Origin of the sequence: Lysinibacillus contaminans (genome assembly GCF_001278945.1) — a bacterium.
In the GTDB taxonomy this organism is placed as follows: Bacteria; Bacillota; Bacilli; order Bacillales_A; family Planococcaceae; genus Lysinibacillus; species Lysinibacillus contaminans.
Genome location: NZ_LGRV01000003.1, coordinates 379,412 through 404,014, shown reverse-complemented (window position 1 = coordinate 404,014; position 24,603 = coordinate 379,412). Strand labels below are relative to the sequence as shown.

Here is a 24,603-nt window from a genome sequence, read left to right as displayed (position 1 = left end):
GACTTCCACTGAATAAAGTTAAAAACACACAGCGAGCCGCTCTGTTAAAAACGAATCTCTGTGTGTTTTTAAATTAAATTATTTTTCAACTGACACTACTACTGCACCTGATATTGCATCCCTAATAAAGCACCCATGTCATTTAATATAATCTTTGCGTCACTATTTAAAAGAGGTAGAACTTCCGGTTTTTGCACTAACTCAAATGAGTTCTTTAATGTTCTCTTTAACATTGATATATCGAAATTCGTACAATATTCATTAATTTTATTGACTGTTAATAATTCTGTACGCGTTAACTGCTTATTCGTTCCATTGTGTCCTTTGCTTTCTGCGACTATATGCTTAATTAGCACTTGCGCATTTGTGTTGAGCAGGCGATAATATTTTGCTTCTGATAATTTCAGAAGATTCGCCTCTATCATTGATCTCGCACTAACAAATTCCAAGTCGTCACTGGCTTTATTTACTTTAACTATAATTGTTCCGACATTTCCCGACATTGTTAACCTCCGGCATATAATTTTTTTGCATAAAAAAAGACAATTCTAACTTAGATTAGAATAGCCAAGAGAATTAATGATATATTCATAACTCCGGTAACCAGGCTATCATAACGTGGAGATTCATAAAATCTTCTCGCCTTAGACCCTAGGCTTTGCGCCCCACACTTCGGATAGTTCGCCTTTGTCTTTTATACTAATTTCCACTAATTATACTACTTAATTAGTCCCTTTTCAATGGATTTTTTTCATTACCAAACAATTAGCAATAAAAAAATAACGGATGACTAAAAAGCCATCCGCTACAGGTTCAAATTACATATTTTTAAGTTCTTCTAAACGTTTTAACACTACTGCGTGCTTGCCTTCGTAGTCTGCTAATTTTTCACGTTCAGCATTTACTAAAGCTTCTGGTGCTTTTGATACGAATTTTTCATTTGAGAGCTTTCCAGATACAAGCTTAACTTCTTTCGCCCATTTTTCTAGCTCTTTTTCAAGACGCACGATTTCTTCTTCTAAGTTAATAAGTCCAACAAGTGGTAGGAATAGCTCTGCCCCTGTGACAACAGCTGTCATCGATTGACCTGGCGCTTCTAAACCTTCACCAATCGTTAATGTTTCTGGATTACAGAATTTTTCTAAATACGCTTTATTTGCTTCAAGTACAGCTACAGTCGCTGCATCTTTTGCTGAAATGAATAATGGTACTTTTTTGCTCATTGGTGTGTTAACTTCCGCACGAATATTACGTACTGAACGTATAATATCCATAAGCAGTTTCATATTATCCGCTTCTTCTGCGAAGTGTAAGTCTTCACTTACTGTTGGCCATGCCGCCACTGTAATAGACTCTCCTGTATGCGGTAAGTGTTGCCAAATTTCTTCCGTGATAAATGGCATGAATGGGTGTAGTAAACGCATAGTTTGGTCTAACACATACGCTAAAATTGAGCGCGTTGTTTTCTTCGCTGCTTCATCTTCACCATTCATAGGTAATTTCGCCATTTCGATATACCAAGAACAGAAATCATCCCAAATGAAGTTATAAAGTTCACGGCCCACTTCACCAAATTCATAACGTTCAGCTAAAGAAGTAACGCGTTCGATCGTTTCATTTAAGCGCGTTAAAATCCATTTATCTGCAACTGATTTTTCACCAGTTAAGTCGATTTCATCATATGTCATGCCGTCCATATTCATTAATGCGAAACGAGAGGCATTCCAAATTTTATTGGCAAAGTTCCATACCGATTCCACTTTTTCCGTTGTATAACGTAAATCTTGACCAGGTGATGAACCAGTTGCTAAGAAGTAGCGAAGTGAGTCTGCACCGTATTTTTCGATAACATCCATTGGATCTACACCGTTACCAAGAGACTTACTCATTTTACGACCTTCACCGTCACGTACTAAGCCATGAATTAACACGTCTTTGAAAGGACGCTCGCCTGTAAATTCAATGCCTTGGAAAATCATACGTGATACCCAGAAGAAAATAATGTCATAGCCTGTCACAAGTGTGCTTGTTGGATAGTAGCGTTTGAATTCCTCATTCGCTTCATCGGGCCAACCCATTGTCGAAAATGGCCATAACGCAGATGAGAACCAAGTATCCAGAACGTCTTCATCTTGTGTCCAGTTTTCAGCATCTGTTGGTGCGTCTTTCCCAACGTAAATTTCACCTGTTTCATTGTGATACCAAGCTGGAATTTGGTGACCCCACCATAGTTGACGAGAGATACACCAATCACGAATGTTTTCCATCCAGCGAGAATATGTGTTTTCAAAGCGAGATGGTACAAAGTTTACTTTACCTTCTTCATCTTTTTGTAGCTCAAGAGATGCATCTGCAAGTGGTTGCATTTTTACGAACCATTGTGCAGACAGATATGGCTCTACTACTGCGCCAGTACGCTCAGAATGACCTACAGAGTGCATATGCTCTTCAATTTTGATTAATACACCTGCTTCTTGTAAATCAGCAACGATTTGCTTTCGGCATTCGAAACGGTCCATACCGTTATACTTCCCGGCAAGCTCATTCATTGTTCCATCTTCGTTCATTACTAAAATACGTTCTAAATTATGACGGTTACCAACTTCAAAGTCGTTCGGGTCATGCGCAGGTGTCATTTTCACAACCCCAGTACCGAATTCCATGTCTACATAATCATCAGCAACAATTGGAATTTCACGGCCAACGATCGGTAAAATAATCGTTTTACCAATTAAATGTTGGTAGCGTTCATCGTTCGGGTGAACAGCAACACCAGAGTCACCAAGCATTGTTTCAGGACGTGTTGTAGCTACTTCTACAAAACCTGAACCATCTGCTAGAGGGTACTTCATGTGATAGAAAGCACCTTGTACATCTTTATAAATGACTTCGATATCAGAAAGAGCCGTTTTAGCAGCTGGATCCCAGTTAATAATACGTTCACCACGGTAGATTAAACCTTTTTCATAAAGTTTAACGAATACTGTTTTTACTGCATCTGAAAGACCTTCATCTAATGTGAAACGTTCACGAGAGTAATCAAGGCCCAGACCTAACTTCGCCCATTGTTCACGAATATGACCAGCGTACTCTTCTTTCCATTCCCATGTTTTTTCAAGGAATTTTTCGCGCCCTAAATCATAACGTGTAATATTTTCTTCACGAAGTTTTGCTTCTACTTTCGCTTGTGTTGCAATTCCCGCATGGTCCATCCCTGGTAACCAAAGCGCATCATAGCCTTGCATGCGTTTCATACGGATTAAAATATCCTGAAGAGTCGTATCCCATGCGTGGCCTAGGTGTAGTTTCCCTGTCACGTTCGGTGGTGGAATTACGATTGAATATGGTTCTTTTCCGCTTTCAGGTTGAGCTTCGAAAAACTTACCTTTTAGCCACCATTCATAGCGACCAGTTTCAATCGATTGCGGATCATACTTTGTAGGCATTGAAATATTTTCTGTCATGTTTGTTCCTCCTGTTTTTTGAAACGATCAAATTCGCCTCTAGCGAATAAAAATGCGTCTAGATTTTTAACTGTGCAAATACAATCCAAGATCTAGCACATCTGCCAGTGGCTTATTTGCCTAAGAAATGAATATCATTTTTTTGGACAAATAAAAAAACTCCTAGCGTCTACTAAAAGGACGAAGGAGTTTTATGTTCGCGGTACCACCTTTAATTCCGAGATGGTCTATAGTCAAGCGCTCGCTACAGCAAGTGCGCTTGATCAAACCGGCTCTCGGCTCTCAATTCGGTAACGGTGTTTAACCGGCTTTAACTACTGTTAGTTCACTAAAGCTGCTCTTGGGCTACGTTCAACTGTGCACAAATGGAAACTTTCCAGCTACCGTTTCCTCTCTATAAATGTGCGGGCAATTTACTCTTCCCTTTCCATGCATCGCTATTCAACTTACCACATTGTACCGCAATAGCTCGCATTTTTTCAAGTAGTTTAGTTAGTTTCGACTAGTAACTTAGAAAGGAAGTGAAATTTTGTATGCGACGTAAATACAATCCTTGGTTTTTACCACCCTGGCTACGAAATATTCGTTTTTACTGCCGAACAATCATATTGCCAATTTGCGGTTTCCAATTTATACGCGTCATCATCATTCCAACAACTGGAGATTTTATCATTTTAATATTTTTGATACTTCTTTCTTATTTATTAATGAACGACATTATTTGATGGACGTACTTTTAGCAATGTGTAGTTCTCTGTTAAGTCCCAAATCATTGGCGCTGATTCCTGTTGCCACGAGCTAGATTCCTTGACAACAATTTGGCTCACGGATTCCTTCGCTAGCACAACCTCTTTCTCAATAGCTAGCGCGATTTCTTCCGCAACAGGTACAGGTGGCGCATCAATAACATGCGCAACTGCTATTACTTGCTCAGGCTCACTAAAAGTACTCGTTATCGTCCATTCTAGTTGACATGTTTGGTTATTTAGCGACGGTCGAATGTCTTTCACCATCAAGCTATCAATCGATGCATCTTTCGGTAAATCAACATGTAACGGTACAGCATATTCAAAATATCCTGTATCTCCCTGAAGATCGAGTGCATCAATTTTCACCAAGTCGTCCATATCCATTAATGCCTGTTCTTCTTGAAAATCAAAACGCACATGTGCTGTCACATGATAAATTCCAATTAACCGTAATGAATCTTCTAATTGTTTCGCCTGCCACTGGGGCGTAATCTGCACAGCAGCAATTTCTGTCGGGCAACCATACCCAGGAAAACAAAAAGTCTCAGTCATATTCCAAGTTTTATGTTCGATAATAATCCCTCCTTCTGCATCATATGAAGCTACAAAGGGATGTATGACCACACAAAAAAAGGGGTGTCTCATGGTTTGAGACACCTCCTTTTATACCCTTACACTATTACGCGTGTAGTGCTTTAATTTTATTTGCTACACGATCTGTTAGCATTTGCGTTGCTTTTGGCACTATAGGCTTAAAAATCGGATTTAATATAGGACCAGCTAAGCCCCCCGCGTTCACCTCTAAGTAACCTGTCATGCGTGTGTTGTTTTCATCAATGCTTTCTGCTAAGAAATAACCATTCCCTGTGAAATTATCTGAAAGTCCTTTTAAATTGAACGTTACTTTGGATGGAGCTGTCCATTCTAAAATATCTATTTCAACTTCTACTGTTTTTTTAAGTACGCCAACGTTACCTTTAAATATCCATGTAGACTGCTTGTCATTAATCATCGTATGCGCGTTATAGCCAGGGACAAGCTTCGCCCATTTTTCCATATCACTTACAAAATCCCATACATTTTCAATTGCTACGGGTACTTCCACTATATGCGTGCCTGTTGCCATGTCAATTCACTACTTTCTTTTATGAATAGCTTTATTATAAACGATTTTGCCTACAAATTGCCTATGCGAAAAGGCGGATTTATGACTAGTAAAATTTAACAAACTTAATTCAAAACATATACAAATAATAAGGAAGTACCAGTAGGTTTCTATATACTCCTTAGGGAAAACAATTATTAAACTAAAAACATTTCTAAAGCAATCTTGTATATTTTATTTTCTCATCTTGTAGCAGCTTTAAAAATGCTTAGTCATTGCCCTTCTTTGCCTTTGCTAATAATAACATCGCTAGCAAATTTATCATCGTCCTTTCTTTTTACCTATAGGTTAGATGAACAACTTCACTAAATCATTTTAACTAAATATAAAAAACGTCGAACTTTTATCGTCCAACGTTTTGATTGAAAAGCCAATTAATTATGTATCTCAAAATAAGCATCGTAATTCTCTTAAAGCTGTGACACCAAGTCATTCAGCTGATCTCGGTTGACCTCACCTTGAATCCTGTATTGAACAACCCCATCTGAATCGATAATTAATGTTGTTGGATAGCTAATAATTCCAAAAGATTTCTGTATAAGACCTTTCTCATCTAAAAAAATCGGGAACTTTATATTATATTGTTTCCTAAACTTTTCCGCAGATTTAGCACTTTTTTCGTCAGAGGTCATATTTATCGCGAGAAATTCCACATTCTTCGGAAGTTTCTTATAAAACTTATTTAATTCAGGGACCTCATTTATACAATAGCCGCACCATGATGTCCAAAAATTCAAAACAAGAATTTTACCTTTGTAATCCTCCATTATTGTTTCAGATTTATCTAAGCGAACGAGTTTAGTTTCGTATGCTATTTGCTCTGTCCCGTCTTCTGTTTTAATCAGAGCATTAAATGTTTGGTCGTTTGCAAACTCATTTTTTACGACAATCCCTATTAGAGTAACAATTAACACAAGTGAAATGATTAAACCAATCCTTTTTTTAGCCTTCATAACCTACTCCTCCATGCTATATTATTGGTTCATCACCAAAAGTCGTGGATGACATGCTATTACTTGATTGTTTGTTGATTGAAGTGCAGGCTGGTGACTCCTCCGGGAAAGCGAGACAGTCGAGACCCGCACGAAGCGAATACGAAGGAGGAGGCTCGACGCTCGTCCGCGGAAAGGGTCGAGCCGGAACAGAAATCAACCACAAGCTATGATAAAGAACCATATTATTGAAAATTCACTATTATTATACAAATATTAGAATACTATACTTTACACAATAATAAAAGACAGAATGAGGAGGAATCATTCACAAAAGATAGTTAATTGCATTTCTTTAAAACAAAAAAAGCCACCCATAACGGATGGCTTTATAAATACAAATATATTAACGTGCTAATTGTGCAAATACTTTATGGAAAGCTTCCACTGTTTGCGCAATATGCTCTTCTGTATGTGCTGTTGAGATGAATAACCCTTCAAATTGTGAAGGAGGTAGGAAAATACCTTCTTCTGCCATTAAACGGAAATATTCAGCAAACAATTGTAAATCAGAAGTTTTGGCAGTAGCAAAGTCGATCACATCTTCATTTGTGAAGAAGAAACCAATCATCGAACCTGCTCTGTTTACTGTATGAGGAATATTGTATTTCGTAGCTGCCTCACGGAAACCTTCTTCTAATTGGTCACCTAGTTTTTTGAAGTAATCATAAGAACCAGCATCTAAACGAGATAATGTTTCATATCCTGCTGTCATCGCAAGTGGGTTCCCTGAAAGAGTACCTGCTTGGTAAATAGGACCGGCAGGCGCAACTTGCTTCATAATTTCTTTTTTACCGGCGTATGCCCCTACTGGAAGCCCTCCACCGATTACTTTACCTAAACAAGTGATATCTGGCTCGATGCCGAAGTAACCTTGTGCGCACCCATAATCTACACGGAATCCTGTCATTACTTCATCGAAGATTAGAATCGTGCCGTGCTCTTTTGTTAAGTCACGTAAGCCTTGTAAAAATTCTGGTTGCGGTGGTACAACACCCATATTCCCAGCAACTGGCTCAACGATAACTGCCGCAAGTTCTGAACCGAAACTTTCAAACACTGCTTTAACCGATGTTAAATCGTTGTATGCAACTGTCAATGTGTTTTTCGCGATATCTGCAGGTACCCCTGGACTATCTGGTAAACCAAGTGTTGCAACACCTGATCCAGCCTTGATAAGCAGTGAATCACCATGACCGTGGTAAGAACCTTCGAATTTCAAAATTTTATCTCGACCCGTAACACCACGTGCGACACGAAGTGCTGACATCGTCGCTTCTGTCCCTGAAGATACGAAACGAATCATATCCATGGCTGGCAGACGGTCTAATACTAATTTAGCTAAACGATTTTCAGTATAGCTTGGTGCACCGAATGAAGAACCCTTTGCCGCTGTTTCAGCAATAGCTTTAACAACTTCTGGATGCGTATGACCTAAAATAAGTGGACCCCAGGATAGTACGTAGTCAATATATTCATTGCCATCGATATCTTTAATAATTGCACCTTGACCAGATTCCATGAAGATTGGATCCATATTTACTGATTTGAATGCACGTACTGGACTACTAACGCCACCAGGCATTAGATTTATCGCTTCAGCATATGCTTGTTTTGATTTTTCGTAAGAACGAGCCATTTATTTCTCCTCCAACCAGCGTGCTGCCTCTTTTGCATGATACGTAATAATTAAATCTGAACCTGCACGTTTCATACCTAGTAATGTTTCAAGCACAACTTTTTTCTCATCAATCCAGCCGTTTATTGCAGCTGCCTTCACCATTGCATACTCACCAGATACATTGTAAGCAACAATCGGTAATGCAAAGTTATTTTTCACATCACGAATAATATCTAAATAGCTAAGTGCTGGCTTTACGATTAAGAAATCCGCACCTTCCGCTACATCAGATTCTGCTTCACGGAACGCTTCTAAACGATTTGAAGGGTCCATTTGATACGATTGACGATCACCAAATTGCGGTGCACCATCAGCCGCATCACGGAACGGTCCGTAATAACTTGAAGCATATTTTACCGCATAGGACATAATTGGTACATTTTCAAAGCCAGCTGCATCTAAGCCTGCACGAATAGCTGTAACGAAGCCATCCATCATGTTCGAAGGCGCAATAATATCGGCACCCGCTTGTGCTTGTGATATTGCTGTACGCGCAAGTAAATCCAATGAAGGGTCATTTAAAATTTGCTCCCCTTCAATGACACCACAATGTCCGTGGTCTGTATATTCACATAGACAAGTATCTGCAATAACTAACAGCTCAGGATGACGTTCCTTGACAAGGCGAGTAGCCTCTTGCACAATACCATGATCGTGGTAGGCACCGGAACCAACAGCATCTTTTTCTGCAGGTAAACCAAATAAAATGACAGCAGGAATACCTAAAGCGACAACTTCATCGATTTCTGCCCCTAAATTATCTAATGAAAACTGAAATACACCTGGCATTGAAGATACTTCATTTTTAATATTTTCGCCTTCCATGACAAAAATCGGATAAATTAGATCTTCTTTGTGTAAGTATGTTTCTTTTACCATAGCGCGCATTGTAGCATTTGCGCGCAGACGACGATGTCTTTGAAATTGTAATTGTGTCATGTTCTCTATTCCTCTACTTTCGTTAATTCCTCGAGTACAGCCTGCATCGTATATACACTCGGCTTCACATCTACAGTAGCGCCGTGATTCGTAATGGCCGCCTCCGTAATATGACCAATTGCAGCTACGCGAACCGCTTCCCAGCCGACAACAGAGGCTACATCTAATGCGTACACATCCACAGCTGATGGACTCGCAAAAATGACGGTAACATCCTTATTTTCACGAATGCTATCAATAATGATTTGCTTGTGATCATGTCGTTCAAGTGTTTCGTAAATCGTCCATTCCTTTATTTCGAATGGTAAACCATCCTTTAATGTTTTCTTCGCCTTTTCTCCACGAATAAACAAACAAGTCGGATTATCTCCTGCTACACTTGGGAATTCTTTAACAAATACATCAGCACTAAAAACAGTTGGCATAAAACTAATATTAAAACCTAGTTCCTCTAAAGCCTCTGTTGTTTTTGTTCCAATTGACGCAATCTTCCCTTGAAAATGCCATGCGCTTAAATTAAATCTCTTCATCTTACTAGCAAATGCATCCACTGCATTTTGACTTGTGAAAATAAGCCAGTTAAATTGGCGTGCATACTCTAGTTGCACTTCATCATTTCGATCTATGAATTCGCAAGTTTCAATCAATGGGGTAACGATTGCTCGGCCACCTAGCGTTGTAATTTCTTCGATGATTGTGCTCGTTTTAGATGTACCCGTCAAAATAATTATTTTACCTTGTAAAGGTAAATTATTTTGCATCTTGCTCTGCCTTTACACGTTGGATTAAATCAAAGGCACCTTGCTCCGTTAAAATATCCGCAAGCTCTTTACCAATCGCCTCTGCGTCAGATCCAACTACAGTCTCTTTATAAACAACTGAAGCATCTGGTGCTGCTACTAACCCTGTAAGCGTAATTTGATCCCCATTTGTTTTTGCATACCCTGCGATAGGTACTTGACAACCGCCGTCCATAGCTGCTAAAAACGCACGCTCAGCATGTGCTTCTTTCCATGTCGCACTATCCGTAAGTTTCGATAACTCAGCTAATAATTCCACATCATCTTCGCGACATTCAATGCCCAAAGAACCTTGTGCAACAGCTGGTAGACAGTCTTCAATAGTTAAAAACTCTGTTACAACATCATCGCTCCAGCCAAGTCGCTTTAAACCTGCTGCTGCTAAAATAATTGCATCGTATTCCTCTGTCTCAAGTTTCGCTAAACGTGTGTCAACATTTCCACGAATCCATTTAATTTCTACATCTGGACGTAATGTCAATAGTTGTGCACTACGACGAAGTGAACTTGTACCGACAACAGCGCCTGCTGGAAGATCTGCAAATTTCACATGTCCTTTCGAAATAAACGCGTCACGTGCATCTTCACGAGGTGGGATACAGCCAATGACTAAACCTTCTGGTAACACAGCAGGCATATCCTTCATAGAATGCACAGCAAAGTCGATTTCTTTGTCGTAAAGTGCTTGTTCAATCTCTTTTACGAATAATCCTTTACCACCAACTTTTGATAATTGTACATCTAAGATTTGGTCACCTTTAGTCACAATTTCTTTCACTTCAAATTCAAATGGTGCTCCAGCCGCCTTTAGTTCATTAATGAACCAATTCGTTTGTGTTAATGCTAGCTTACTTCTTCTTGAACCTACGATAATTTTTCTCAACAGTCTCCAACCTTTCTTCTAATACCATAAATGGAATCGCGATAAACTACTACCTAAAAAGAAATTTGCGACAACTAATAAATAAGCGTAAATATGTACCCACGCATAATTTGTGCCGGTCAGCTTACCTTTACGATTCACATATAAAATACAGCAATAAAGTACTAATAATATAAAGGACCCAATAATTTTAGCGTCAAAAATAAAAAAACTATCTAGCGTTAATAGTGCCCACTCAAACCCTAAAATCAAACTTACAAATAACAATGGAATCCCGACAAAAAACGATACATTTATCCAGTTACTCGTTTGCTGTAAAGACGGCAAACGCGTCCATAAATGCGTAAACTTTTTCTTCTTTAATAAACGATATAATACTAAATACAATGTCGAGAACACAAATGCTAGTGTAAATGCCGCGTACGATAAAATCGCAAACGATATATGAATAAAAAGCATTTCCGAGATTAATGTCTCACCTACTGCTCCAGTCGGACGTTTCGGCATAAATGTAAAAATACTCGCAAACACAAAGCCTAGTATATTAATAATAAATACCGGTAAATCCACTCTCGCAATACAATGAAGAATAATCGATAACGTCACGAGTAACCATGAGTAAAAGAGAATGCCTTCATACAACGATAAAATAGGAAAACGCTTTAGTTCAATAATAGTTAACAAAATAATTGTGCTTTGAATCACCCATACAAATGAAACAAGCCAAAAAGCAATTCTCCTTGCACGTATTTGCTTATAAAAGTAATCAGTAAAGTAAAATACTAGACTGATCGCGTACAAGACGATCATTACCTCATAGAGCCTTGTCATTGTCAAATCAGCCAATAAATATCCCTTCTTTATATAGAAAAGTGCTAAAGCGCCTGTCTACACCGCGTTGATAAAAATGCCACGTCTTGTGGCGATATCGACATAATTCATATAGTGTGAGCCTGATACGTTGGAGAATCTGAAGTGAACGTGCGCATTTACACTTTTACTTCAGGATTCAAAACGACCTCTGGCGGTGTGCGCTTTAGCCTAGACATTTTTAAAAAATAAAAACGTTTTCGTATCCTTAGTTTACCACACAGATACGAAAACGCCTCATATAAATTCATTTATTAAGAGTACTTTGGTTGCATAGAAGCCTGCTGTTGCTGCTGTTGTTGCTGTACTTGCTCTTTACGTTGCAGCTCTTGCTTGTTCATTGAATCAACTTCTTCTTCCACCGCATCTTCAATACCGAATATTTGTTGGAATAAACGTAACTGTTCATTTGCTTTTGGTGAATTCGCTATTTCTTTCGCTTGCAAAATAGGCTCTTTTAATAATTGATTAATTATGGATTTCGTATGTTTACTTAAAATTTTACGTTCACGATCCGTTAAATCAGGCATTTTATTTTCAATACTCAACATAGTTTCTTCTTGAATTTGATTCGCTTTTTTTCGCAGTGCTGAAATAACCGGCACGACACCAAGTGTTGCAAACCAATCTTTAAACTGTACAACTTCTTTGCCAATCATTTGAGTTATATCAGTAGCAGCACGCTCACGTTCCGCTAAATTCGCCTCAACAATACCTTGTAGATCATCAATATCGTATAAGAAAACATTCGGTAAATCGCCTACTTGGGGATCTATATCACGCGGCACTGCAATATCTACCATGAATAACGGTTTACCTTTACGTAATCGATCAACAAATTCCATCAATTCATAGTCAATGACATAATCCGATGCACCAGTTGACGTAATTAAAATATCTGCTTCTAGCAGCGAGCATTGTAATTCTTTCATCGATTTTGCCTCACCATGGAATTTTGCTGCTAAGCTCTCTGCTTTTTCAAACGTACGGTTAATGACTGTTACTTTACCTACACCACTCCCGTATAAGTTTTCAATCGCGAGCTCACCCATTTTACCAGCGCCCAAAATCGCTACATGCTTACGTCCTAATGAACCGAAAATTTTCTTAGCAAGTTCCACTGCTGCATAAGATACCGATACCGCATTTTCACCGATAGCCGTTTCATTATGTGCACGTTTTGCAAAGGTTACCGCTTGTTTAAATAGTTGATTGTAGACCGTACCAGTCGTCCCAATTTCTTGTCCATTCAAGAAGCTTTTTTTCACTTGACCTAAAATTTGCGTTTCGCCAAGGATCATTGAGTCAATCCCAGCTGTCACCTTGAATAGGTGCTCTAATGCCGCATCCTCTTCACGAATAAATAAATGAGCAGAGAAAGTCTCCACGGGCAAGTTGAACCAATCTGCTAAAAATTGCTTCACAAAGTGTCGTCCTGTATGTAATTGATCTACGACCGCATAAATTTCTGTGCGGTTACATGTCGAAACAATGACGTTTTCCAATATACTTTTCTGTTTTTGTAGCGCTTCCATTGCCTGTGGTAGCTCACTCTCAACGAATGACAGCTGCTCACGAATTTCAATCGGCGCTGTTTTATAATTCAAGCCTACTACGATGGTATGCACGAATAACACCTCACACGTTCTAATTCATAAATTTTATTATAACATAGTTCGACAGTAGTTCATCTATAATTTGTGAACAAGCAATGAAGAACTTCTTACATTAGAATTATTATAAACTAAGTTTATCAAACTATACGAAGCGTTACAATAAATGTGTTTCACATTAATGTATTATTTATAAAAAAACTGCCCCTAGAAATAGCAGGAGCAGCTGAACTTGCCTATTAATTTGAAACTTTCACCTTTTTCGAAGATAGTAAATTATTGTCTTTATCGTAGGCTAAAAACTCGACTTCTGTATTGATTTTAAAGTCTTGCATAACCTGTACAGTTTTCGTTAGCATAAAGACGTTATCACTTCGCTTCGTTAAATCAAACTGAATATCACCACTGACAGATGAGTAACGCACAACAACACGTTCTACGCCTGGGCAATCAGATGGGATACGTGCGTTCATCGTAATATTACCTTTACGAATTGTCACTGTCGATGTATCAAATAAGTCTCCGCCATTTATACAGCTCGGGTATACTTTTTTACATAAAATCGAGTCAATGATGACTTGGTATGCCTTGTGCAATTGCATATTACTTGTAACGTGGAAATAAGTTCCGCCAGTATCTTCTGCTAATTGCTTCAATACTTTTTCATTAATCTGCGATTTTTTCCCCATGCTTACTGTATAAACTTTAACCCCTTGTTTTTTCGCTGCGGCAATTGATTCATTCAAGCTAGATTTGCTCGTTTTGCCATCCGACACGATTACAATTGATTTAGATGTTTTCTGATCAGCTGAGAACTTCGTTAAAGCTAATTTAACACCCGTAAAAATATCTGTCGCACCTGAGTCTTTTTGATCTTTAAATAAGCTATGTTTTAATACAGTTTCTGTATCGCCTTCTCTTAATACTTGCGCTTTCGTATTCGTTTTAATAACGATACTATTTTTGGCATTAATTTGTTTAATTAGCTCATTCGTCTTTGTACCTCGGTAGTTTGTTGGGTCAACTGCACGCATCGATGCAGAATAATCGACTACATACGCTACTTCAGATGCAAGAGAACATGTATTTTCAGAGAAATATGGATTCGTGAAAATTTGTTTTGAGATGGTCTTATTTGTAATGTCCTTTAAAATCGTTGCATAACGTGGATCGACTTTATTGACTAATTCTGCTTCTATTTTAGAATCTCCGTAAAGAATTGAATCAAAATAAGCTACTGCTGTACCAGGGTTACCTGTACCCGTTACGTAGTCTGAAGTGTTCGTTACAAACGAAGCCGTTTTTTCAACACCATCAAATGTAATTTTCACCGTACCTTGATAGTCCGTCACAATATCTCCACCAGGACTTACAAGTGTCACCATTACTTTTGTATAGCGATCTTTCCCATTAGGTCTTGCAGCTTCATCAGCACTTTCTTTCAGTGCCTCTACACGTTTTTTATACGCTTCTACTTGACCAAGTAATTTACCACCTTGATATTTAAGCAATACAGTACGGTCATAGTTACTTAAATTACTTAAAATAGCATAGATTTTCATGACACTATCATAATGCTCAATTGTTAGCTTTTTTTCCTCCGGCATATGACTCATTAATTGAATAATTGAGCCTACCGGGTTGATATTTTCTACTTGTGACGCAATCGCATCATCAATACCTTGAATACGATAAATCGGATTACCCTTGTCATTAATCATATACATAAGTTCAGTCTTAGCTGGTTTCGTCACCGAATTATCGATACGATGTTGCAGTATTTGTTCAAATAAGAACACCGAAATATCATAGTTTTCAAATTGCAATTGAGCATTTTCGTAGCGGAGCGCTGGATAGCTTGGGTCACTACCGCCATACTGCACATATTTGTTTTCGACTGCCCCTACAGCATTCGTTACATTTGTTTGTTGCCCAATACTAAATGTCTTTTCATCTGAATTTGGATTTAATGGTACTGGACCATATACATCAACAAGATTTTCTGTAAAGACGTCAGGTTTTTCTTCAGCCTTATCAAACGGTGGTGGATCTTTATCTGGATCACTTGAATTTTTCGGATCATAGACTTCAAAGTTAATGCGCATTTCTGCCTTTGGTGCATAACGAACATTAGCATTTAACTTTTCACCAACAAGACATTTCATACTTGGATCTGTGTTGTTTATTAATTCAAAGGAAATTACATCACGTGCAGATTTTGTTAACTCTGGTGCAACAACGATAGCAGATACAGTCGAGCCATCAGATTGAACATTTCGAACAGCTTCCCCACTTGCATCGACAATCTTTGCACCATGCGAAGATGTTACACGGAACGTATACGATTTATCATCTGCAATCGGATCACCATTACATGCTTTTAATGAAACCGTTATCAACGTTTTATCTACACCATTTGCGATTAAGTCTGGATTTTCTATATCTATCGATTGCAACGCATTGTTTACATATGGTGGTCCTACAAAATCATTGTCATTATCTTTAGGCTCTTCAAAATCTTCACTTGTTGAACCCATAAAGCCCGCTGGTAATGTAATTTTGTGATTATCACGTCCAGATGCTGCCTTTTTTAAACCTTGTACAGCAAATGAAGCATTTTGTACGCCACGATATAAAAATACTGCTAAATCGCCACGTGTTAGCTTTGTAGAAGGATTAAAATCAGCAAATGTTTTTTTACCAGTAGACCCTGTTGAAATATCATTTGTATATAGATATTGCACAGCTTGTGGCTCGTCTAAGTCTAATCCTTTAAACGCTGCATAAATGCGCGCAAAATGTCCACGCGTAATTGTTTTCGTACGATTCGTAGCAACAAATGTGCCTTCTAATGGTAAGAAAAATTCACTATAGAAGTTATAAGCAACACTTTCGTTGTAACTTAATGCATAGTTTTTATCTAGTTTAGAGAACATCGTCACAACATCTCGTTCAGCAACCTGTCCATCTGGCAAGAAATTATTTGCGGCATTTGTAGACATTAAGTCGTTATTTATCGCCCAAGAAATCGCTGCATATTTACTATTTGTCGTAGGAACATCTTGAATAGTCGTAGCTGCTTGTGTCATTGTTGGTGCAACAGTGACAAATGTTAGCACGAAACAAAATAGTAATAAAAGAGCTTTTTTCACATACCTCATTTATTCAAATCCTTTCCTTAATCGAAGAATAGTACGTCATCCCTATGATTTTGTTTCAAGTCATTTTCTAAATAGTTTAAGAAACGCTCAAGTACAACCGAAGCCTGCGCACGCGTTAATGACTGGTTTGGATTAAATCGTCCTGTTACTGGATCACCCATCATTAAACCTAGCTCGTTAACAATATAAATACCATCACGTGCGTAATCTGGAATTTGTGCATCATCTGCAAATTTAGTAATATAGCCCGGCTCTGGCGCTTTATTTTCCATACCTAAAGCACGTACAAAAATTGCAGATGCCTGTGCACGAGTAATTGCATTATCTGGTTTAAAGTATTCTGGCGTTACTCCGTTGATAATGCCTTTATTCACTGCTGATTCAATATAAGCGTAGTCTTTCATTGTGCGTTTCACATCTTTGAAAATACTAGTTGTAGATGGTTTTTTCGATTTCTTTTCTTCCATTACACGTAAATCTACCGCTTTCCCGATTGCTATAGTAAAATCGGAGCGTTTCATCGGCGTGTTTGGCGAGAAGAAATTGCTCGCATCTTGATAAATACCTAATGAATATAACTTTTCAATGCCATCCTTCGCGTAATGGTTTGAAATATCGCGAAATTTTGGAATGATTAGACGCTCAATCGTCGGCATATATTCTGCATCTAAGTTTAATGTGCCCCTTGCACCCGAACCTAAATTATACGTATATTCAGACACAACATCTTTTTCACTTACTACCGCGTAACCTCCATCAAAGCTTGATAGATCAGCAGGATTCTCTTCATAGTTTAAAACTCGTGATTTGCTAGTTGATAGGCGATTTTTCACATGCCCTGTTGTACCATCACTATTCGAAATAACCGTCTCTGTAATTTGTGTTTCTGTGGCACCCCAGAAATTTTCATACCCTACATGACGACTATCTGTTTCGATAGTAATTGTTTGAGTTGGTTGATTTTTCTTACCTGAAGATGTATACGTTTTTCGTGAAATAACATTACCTGAGTAATAATCAGATGCTGCACGATTATCCGTTACTGTACCTTGTGAGAATTGATAATCAGCTAATGTGTACGTGACACCAGCAATGGCAATTTTCTCTGAATATTTTTTCACTACACCATTCGCCGTTTTTTGACCAATCGTTGTGTGATCGACCACATCAGATTCATATGAAACCGTACGTGAAAGTGTATCTCCACTGTTAGAAGTTAGTTTCATATTATACGATTCAGTTATTTTTCCCTTAGATTCTTTTTGTGTGATTTTCACATTTTTACTTGTGCCTGTAAATACGACTGGTTTCCCTGAGATAAATACGGCTTCTTCATATGTATACTCATTTTTAACTGCTCCAGTTGTTTCTGGAGAAGCGGCTGATGCATCTACTTGTATTCCCATCATCATAATGATGAGAGCAAGACATGATATACAAAGACTTTTTACATACTTTTGCATGAGATGTTGTCCCTCTCTTTCATCTTTCAACCTATTCACTAGAATTGAAAGCGGCGATGGCATGTGAAAAATCTCCACATGCCGCCTTCACTATTAATCGACTAAAATAAAGTAGCCTTTTACAAAATTGTTCGACATAACGACTAAACGATCTGAGGGTTTTAAGTCGGATGGCTGAATAACTTTGCCTGCTTTAATAATTGTCGCTTGATCGATATCCATATCGATTACTTCCCCTGCTTCGTACCAACTTCCGTTCATCCATTGACTAACACTCTTCACATTAATCATTGCAGGGAACGTTGATTTTACTGATTGAAGTTTACCAACTAGCATTCTCTGTGCTACTGGTGTTGCATTGTCTAGCATATGAATTGCTTGTACATGACCATCCTTCACATAGAAGTAACCGTATTGGTCTTCGTAAAGATATAACTCAATATCTGGAACGATTGTATATGTTTTGGCATCGTCATTAACTTTTGCCTTTGTCGAATTACTAATCGATAATACTTGCCCATCTGTATCTTTAAAGACGTTCGATTCAATCTTTATTGCATCATCGATTTCAATTAAATAACCATCAGCCTGTACTAATTTACCGTAGTACAAATCATGTGATGCTAAGTTCGGTGACATAAAGCTATCACTTGTCACTTGAACAACTTGTGCATAATGATCACGAACTGCACCATCAGAAACAACAAATGCTGTACCATATGCCATTAAGCCCGTCGGTTCAATTAAACGTCCATTACGAATTAAAATTGAGCCATCATGATAATACATACGCCCAGCTGATTTCAGCGTTAAGAACTGATAGCCTGTATCTACAGAGGTCATCGCTTCATAGTACGTACGTTCATTGTTTTGAAGCACGACAATTTTCTCAATAACTTCCTTACCAAATTGCTTTACTGTTGCGTAATACGCTTCACTACCAATGTAATTCTTCAGCTGACCTTTTTCTATTTTTTTATTGCCAACATAGATAGGTACTTTTGAAGCGAAAGACATAGTAGACAGTGCAGAGGTTGGACCATTTCCAAATTGCCAGTTCTCTAAAGCGTGTTGATTCTTCACCGTTAATTTATTGCTATTTGCATTGACCGTTTGAATTTCGCCCTTATACAGGTTTTCAACCAATGTCCCAGACACACTAATTTCTACCTTTGAAACAATAGATGTACTAGCGTTGTTTAGCTTTAGCTTAACGCGATCACCAATGTACAACGAGCTAATGTCCACAGCGGATGAATTCTTTTGATAGGCTGTATCTTTATTGATATAATAGGTTGTTTCTTTTCCAACATCCGGTTTCACCATAATGAACATACCGTTTGGATCGATACTTGTTACTACACCTGCGATTGTTTTGGCATTTTGTGCAACCGTAGTAGACTCCTCTGAGATATTCGAAGATCCACGAAGAGCTACCACACGTCGAAGCGAAATCTCTGCCTCCACCTTCATGCCCATTTTAAAGCCTTCAATCGTTGTTTGAGTGTTATTAATATAAAGAAGAACACTATTGTTGATATTGAATGTAACTGTACGCCCACTATCATTTTGTAAGGTAATTTTACTAAGCTGTTTTTCTACTTCTCCATCAGCATTTGTATGCTCTGAATATGTAACATCCACAAATGTCCCAGTTACTTGCTGAGCCGCTTGTGCAGACTGCCCTGATGGTAAAGCTACCATCATAAGTAAAAGAATCATAAGTATGTATGATATTTTTTTCAACAATTCCTGCCTCCCTAACTATGTATTATTCATGAATAGTATATCGTATCTACTTATACATTTCTTATTCAATAAGTTGTATTTTCCCACCGGAATTTAAAACTAACTTTACTCTATTGGATATAAAGATAGAGGTAGCTTCCAACTTCAAGCTACCTTTCCATTATCAGACTTGAATGTCAATTGTATGTCCCGCTGTCGGATGTGGAGCATCTAACATTTCTACTAGCTGTTCAGTATTCTGTTGTTGCAAGTCCATTGCTTGTTTTGTAACAGCTAAAGATACATTTTGCATTAAATTTGTTTGGCTCATGGCAATTGATAAAGCTGCGATATCCATTTACACACCACCTCCTATCTACATTATCGGTCAATCATTTCATACATCAAGTATTTTTACAGATTTCTACATAAAAAAACATCTACAACGTATTAATTAGACGTTGTAAATGTTTTTTTGTTACATCATTTTATTTTCGATTTCTCGCCAAGCTTCTTCAAAGCCTAACCCTTTTTCAGAAGAGAAGACGATAAGTGGATCATTTTTATCCATATCGAGTGTTTCTTTAACTATTTTTTTGTGCTTATCCCATTTACCTTTAGGAATTTTGTCCGCCTTTGTTGCAATGATAATACATGGGATATTGTAATGCTTTAAGAAATCATACATCATACAATCATCAGCAGTCGGTGGGTGGCGTAGGTCGACAATTTGGACGACCGCCTTAAGCTCTTCGCGTCCTGTAATATAACGCTCAATCATCTTACCCCATGCTTCACGTTCTGTTTTGGAAACTTTTGCATAACCGTAACCTGGTACATCGACAAAAAATAACTGCTCTTCGATTTTATAAAAGTTTAGCGTTTGCGTTTTTCCCGGTTTAGAAGAAATACGCGCCATACTCTTACGGCCAATCATACGGTTGATGAATGATGACTTCCCAACATTTGAACGCCCTGCTAATGCAAATTCTGGCAGTCCATCCTCTGGATATTGTTCTGGTCTCACGGCACTAATGACCAGTTCGACATTGTGGACTTTCATGTAATTAAAAACCTCCGTCTAGTGCAAGTGCTAATACTTCATCAGCAGTTGACACTAGTTTAAATGTTAGTTGCTCGCGAACGATTTCAGGAATATCCTCAATGTCGCGTTCATTGTCTTTTGGACAAATAATTGTTGTCAAGCCCGCGCGATGCGCACTCAATGACTTCTCTTTCAATCCACCAATTGGTAAGACACGACCACGTAGTGTAATCTCACCTGTCATACCGACTTCACGGCGTATTGGTCGATTTAAAATGGCAGATGTAATGGCAGTTGCCATCGTAATACCAGCAGATGGACCATCTTTTGGTACAGCACCTTCTGGCACGTGAATATGAATATCATGCGTTTCAAAATATTCTGCATCAACACCAAGCTCTTTTGTTTTTGAGCGTACATAGGATAATGCAGTTTGCGCTGATTCCTTCATAACATCACCAAGCTTACCAGTCAGCTGCAATTTCCCCTTGCCAGGTGTTAAGGAAACCTCTATTTGAAGTGTATCACCACCCACAGTCGTATACGCTAATCCTGTTGCGACACCAATTTGGTTTTCCGTTTCAGCTTGTCCGTAACGGTAACGATGTTTACCTAGGAATTCTTCTAGTGTTTTAGAATTCACAGTAACACGTTTTTTTTCACCAGAAACGATAATTTTTGCCACTTTACGACAAATCGATGCGACTTGACGCTCAAGACCACGCACTCCAGCTTCGCGCGTATAATAGCGAATTAAATCAAGAATCGCTTCATCTTTGAAAATCACTTGCGTTTTTTTCAATCCATGCTCTTCTAATTGCTTTGGAATTAAATGATTTTTTGTAATCTCTGTTTTTTCGATTTCGGTATAACCTGCAATCGAAATAATTTCCATGCGGTCTAAAAGCGGCCCAGGAATTGTACTCAAATCATTCGCCGTTGCAATAAATAGCACATTCGATAAATCGTAAGGCTCTTCAATAAAATGATCACTAAATGCACTGTTTTGCTCAGGATCTAATACTTCAAGCATCGCTGCCGAAGGATCGCCCCTAAAATCATTCGACATTTTATCGATTTCATCTAGTAAGAAAACAGGATTCACTGTTCCTGCTTTTTTCATCCCTTGAATAATACGTCCTGGCATCGCGCCAACATACGTACGACGATGGCCCCGGATTTCTGATTCATCACGTACACCACCTAATGAAATACGGACAAAATTTCTGTCTAAGCTTTCTGCAATCGAACGTGCAAGTGAAGTTTTCCCAACACCTGGAGGGCCCGCTAAACAAAGAATAGGTCCACGTAATGATTTCATTAGCTGACGCACAGCTAAATATTCGAGCACACGTTCTTTTACTTTTTCAAGACCATTATGATCTCGGTTTAAAATCTTCTCAGCATGACTTATATCCATCCGGTCTTCTGTCTTCTTTGACCAAGGTAATGATACCATCCAATCGACATAGTTTCGAATAACACCACTTTCAGCACTTGCTGTTGGTAGCTTTTCATAACGGTCTAGTTCCTTTGAAACAGCTTCTTTCGTTGCTTCTGGCATGCCTGATTCGTTCATGCGTTTGCGTAAAGCCGCGACTTCACCTGTTTTACCTTCGCTGTCTCCAAGCTCTGTTTGAATGGCTTTCATTTGTTCGCGCAAATAATACTCTTTTTGTGTGCGTTCCATCGATTGCTTGACTTTAGCACTTATTTTCTTCTCTAAATCAAGTACTTCCTGCTCATCATGTAAACGGATAATTAAATGATCTAAACGCTTTTTCACATTTAACATTTCTAATACTTCTTGTTTATCGGAAATTTTTACTGGTAAATGCGAGGCAATAATATCGGCTAATCGACCAGGTTCTTCAATATCCGTCACTGTATCAATTGTTTCTGTCGTAATCTTATTTGATGATCTCGCATACTTCTCAAAATACGTAAGAAGCGTGCGCATTAACGCTATTGTCTCCACATCTTTATCTGCAGATTCTTCCTTTACATCTATATCAACAGTTGTATAGTTTTCTAACGCTGTGTAATTAGACCAAGAAGCACGAGCAATGCCTTCCACTAAAATACGAAGTGTTCCATTGGGTAATTTCAGCATCTGTTTGACATATGCCACTGTGCCGAAATTATATAAATCTTCTTTGCCCGGTTGTTCGTCATGCATTTCCTTTTGCGTAACTAATAAAATTAATTGATCTTCTAGCATTGCTTGCTCAAGCGCTGCTACAGAACGATTCCTACCTACATCAATATGTAATACCATCGTAGGATATACTAAAAGTCCACGTAAAGGTAATAGGGGTATATTGGTCGTTTTTTGTATTGTTACCATGCGGGCATTCACCTCCATCAAAATTTTCTCACTCACAATCCCGCAATATTAGTATGTGTTTAAATAATTGATTCACACTAATAATTCAAAGTATCCATTTATATAAACACTTATGTATGAACAAAAAGCTGACTGTCGAGCTGTGCGAGAATTGCACAATCGAAGCCAGCTAATTTACTCTTTAAGTCATAATATTGGATAATCAAACTTCGAATATAACTTCGAAGTTTTCTCTATTATGCTGAAGTTTTTTTGTCATTACCTTCATCGAGTACAGTGCCATCTTCAAGAAGCAATTTCGGTTTCTCTTTATCCGTAATTGTTTTTGCTGTAATGACGCATTTTTTCACATCATCACGCGATGGTAGTTCATACATTACTTCAAGCATTGTTGACTCAATAATTGATCGAAGACCACGCGCACCTGTTTTACGGTCAATTGCTTCTTTGGCAATTTCAGAAAGCGCACCTTCATCAAACTCAAGTTCAACGCCATCAAGCTCAAGCATTTTTTGGTACTGCTTCGCTAATGCATTTTTCGGTTCCGTCAGAATTTGTACAAGCGCAGATTCATTTAGTTGCTCTAAGCTTGCCAAAACTGGTAAACGGCCGATAAACTCAGGGATTAAACCGAATTTAAGTAAGTCTTCTGGAATTAGTTTGGCCATTAAAGAACCTTCTTCTATTTCCACTTTGTTTGGATCGGAGCCAAAACCTATAATTTTCTCACCTTGACGACGTTTAATAATCGATTCGATGCCATCAAAAGCTCCGCCTACGATAAATAAAATATTCGTCGTATCGATTTGTAAAAATTCTTGATGTGGGTGTTTACGTCCGCCTTGAGGTGGTACGCTTGCAACTGTGCCTTCTAAAATTTTTAGAAGAGCCTGTTGTACACCTTCACCAGAAACATCACGTGTAATTGATGGGTTTTCTGATTTACGTGCTACTTTATCGATTTCATCAATATAGATGATACCTTTTTCAGCACGTTCGATATCATAATCTGCAGATTGAATTAGTTTTAATAGAATATTTTCTACGTCTTCTCCTACATAACCCGCTTCTGTTAATGAAGTTGCATCTGCAATCGCAAAAGGAACATTTAGAATACGTGCTAATGTTTGTGCCAACAATGTTTTACCGCTACCAGTTGGGCCAATTAACACAATGTTCGATTTTGCTAATTCTACGTCATCAATTTTACTATTCGTATTAATACGTTTGTAGTGATTATAAACCGCAACCGCTAAGGCTTTTTTAGCACGCTCTTGTCCAATAACGTACTCATCTAAAATCGATAAGATCTCTTTTGGTTTTGGAACATCTTTAAATTCGATTTCTTCCTCAACACCTAGTTCCTCTACAACGATTTCTGAACAAAGTTCGATACATTCGTCACAAATATAGACACCTGGTCCTGCAACTAATTTACGTACCTGTTCTTGTGGCTTACCACAGAATGAGCATTTTAAATTGCCTTTTTCATCATTAAATTTGAACAATATGTTTCACCCCTATTCAAGCAACAATCTTACAAGATAATTGAATCATTATCAAATATATTGATTGCTTAAAATTTAGCATCGTGTGCAAAGTCAAACAACAATACTATGTATAAAAATCTATAAGTGATAAAACAAGGCACGGTTAAATGCCGTACCTTGTCTCATAATCATCTTACTATACTATATAATTTA

At 38.1% G+C, this 24,603-nt stretch carries 18 protein-coding genes, 1 riboswitch and 1 other annotated feature; all 18 genes read right to left on the bottom strand.

Going from position 1 to position 24,603, the window contains the following annotated elements; genetic code table 11:
• Positions 1-98: 98 nt before the first annotated feature.
• Positions 99-503 (bottom strand): hypothetical protein, encoded by a 405-nt coding sequence (locus AEA09_RS04295; protein ID WP_053582664.1) that lies wholly within the window; start codon positions 501-503, stop codon positions 99-101.
• A 92-nt stretch (positions 504-595) separates the two neighbouring features.
• A riboswitch (cyclic di-GMP riboswitch) is annotated at positions 596-696 on the bottom strand.
• Between the two features lie 122 nt (positions 697-818).
• Entirely contained in the window at positions 819-3,464 is a 2,646-nt protein-coding gene (locus tag AEA09_RS04290) for a valine--tRNA ligase (protein WP_053582663.1), read from the bottom strand.
• A 173-nt stretch (positions 3,465-3,637) separates the two neighbouring features.
• Positions 3,638-3,903, bottom strand: a binding site (T-box leader).
• A 265-nt stretch (positions 3,904-4,168) separates the two neighbouring features.
• Positions 4,169-4,858, bottom strand: coding sequence for a valyl-tRNA synthetase (locus tag AEA09_RS04285; RefSeq protein ID WP_082332560.1), 690 nt, complete (start codon positions 4,856-4,858; stop codon positions 4,169-4,171).
• A gap of 34 nt (positions 4,859-4,892) precedes the next feature.
• A complete protein-coding gene (locus AEA09_RS04280) occupies positions 4,893-5,339 on the bottom strand; it encodes an SRPBCC family protein (protein WP_053582662.1) in 447 nt (148 codons plus the stop codon).
• Positions 5,340-5,788: 449 nt separating this feature from the next.
• A complete protein-coding gene (locus AEA09_RS04275; RefSeq protein ID WP_082332559.1) occupies positions 5,789-6,331 on the bottom strand; it encodes a TlpA family protein disulfide reductase in 543 nt (180 codons plus the stop codon).
• Positions 6,332-6,716: 385 nt separating this feature from the next.
• The gene (gene hemL / locus AEA09_RS04270; RefSeq protein WP_053582661.1) at positions 6,717-8,009 is read right to left on the bottom strand and encodes a glutamate-1-semialdehyde 2,1-aminomutase; all 1,293 of its coding nucleotides are present in this window, start codon (positions 8,007-8,009) and stop codon (positions 6,717-6,719) included.
• Positions 8,010-8,990 (bottom strand): porphobilinogen synthase, encoded by a 981-nt coding sequence (gene hemB / locus AEA09_RS04265; RefSeq protein WP_053582660.1) that lies wholly within the window; start codon positions 8,988-8,990, stop codon positions 8,010-8,012.
• Positions 8,991-8,995: 5 nt separating this feature from the next.
• The gene (locus AEA09_RS04260; RefSeq protein ID WP_053582659.1) at positions 8,996-9,751 is read right to left on the bottom strand and encodes a uroporphyrinogen-III synthase; all 756 of its coding nucleotides are present in this window, start codon (positions 9,749-9,751) and stop codon (positions 8,996-8,998) included.
• Entirely contained in the window at positions 9,741-10,673 is a 933-nt protein-coding gene (hemC, locus tag AEA09_RS04255; protein ID WP_053582658.1) for a hydroxymethylbilane synthase, read from the bottom strand. The genes AEA09_RS04260 and hemC overlap by 11 nt, the downstream gene beginning before the upstream one ends.
• A gap of 18 nt (positions 10,674-10,691) precedes the next feature.
• Positions 10,692-11,519: a cytochrome c biogenesis protein CcsA gene (gene ccsA, locus AEA09_RS04250; protein ID WP_053582657.1), complete on the bottom strand. Its 828-nt coding sequence runs from the start codon at positions 11,517-11,519 to the stop codon at positions 10,692-10,694.
• A 278-nt stretch (positions 11,520-11,797) separates the two neighbouring features.
• A complete protein-coding gene (gene hemA / locus AEA09_RS04245) occupies positions 11,798-13,171 on the bottom strand; it encodes a glutamyl-tRNA reductase (protein ID WP_053582656.1) in 1,374 nt (457 codons plus the stop codon).
• A gap of 224 nt (positions 13,172-13,395) precedes the next feature.
• Complete coding sequence (locus AEA09_RS04240; RefSeq protein ID WP_053582655.1) at positions 13,396-16,317, bottom strand: vWA domain-containing protein; 2,922 nt, start codon at positions 16,315-16,317, stop codon at positions 13,396-13,398.
• 17 nt (positions 16,318-16,334) lie between these two features.
• Positions 16,335-17,780, bottom strand: a complete 1,446-nt coding sequence (locus AEA09_RS04235) for an S-layer homology domain-containing protein (protein WP_053584599.1) — start codon at positions 17,778-17,780, stop codon at positions 16,335-16,337.
• Positions 17,781-17,873: 93 nt separating this feature from the next.
• On the bottom strand, positions 17,874-19,526 hold the full coding sequence (locus AEA09_RS04230) for a hypothetical protein (RefSeq protein WP_053582654.1): 1,653 nt from the start codon (positions 19,524-19,526) through the stop codon (positions 17,874-17,876).
• A 166-nt stretch (positions 19,527-19,692) separates the two neighbouring features.
• Positions 19,693-19,866: a YjfB family protein gene (locus AEA09_RS19455; RefSeq protein WP_082332558.1), complete on the bottom strand. Its 174-nt coding sequence runs from the start codon at positions 19,864-19,866 to the stop codon at positions 19,693-19,695.
• 120 nt (positions 19,867-19,986) lie between these two features.
• A complete protein-coding gene (gene yihA, locus AEA09_RS04225) occupies positions 19,987-20,571 on the bottom strand; it encodes a ribosome biogenesis GTP-binding protein YihA/YsxC (RefSeq protein ID WP_053582653.1) in 585 nt (194 codons plus the stop codon).
• Between the two features lie 4 nt (positions 20,572-20,575).
• Positions 20,576-22,900, bottom strand: coding sequence for an endopeptidase La (lon, locus tag AEA09_RS04220; protein ID WP_053582652.1), 2,325 nt, complete (start codon positions 22,898-22,900; stop codon positions 20,576-20,578).
• 236 nt (positions 22,901-23,136) lie between these two features.
• Positions 23,137-24,408: an ATP-dependent protease ATP-binding subunit ClpX gene (gene clpX, locus AEA09_RS04215; protein WP_053582651.1), complete on the bottom strand. Its 1,272-nt coding sequence runs from the start codon at positions 24,406-24,408 to the stop codon at positions 23,137-23,139.
• Between the last annotated feature and the right edge of the window lie 195 nt (positions 24,409-24,603).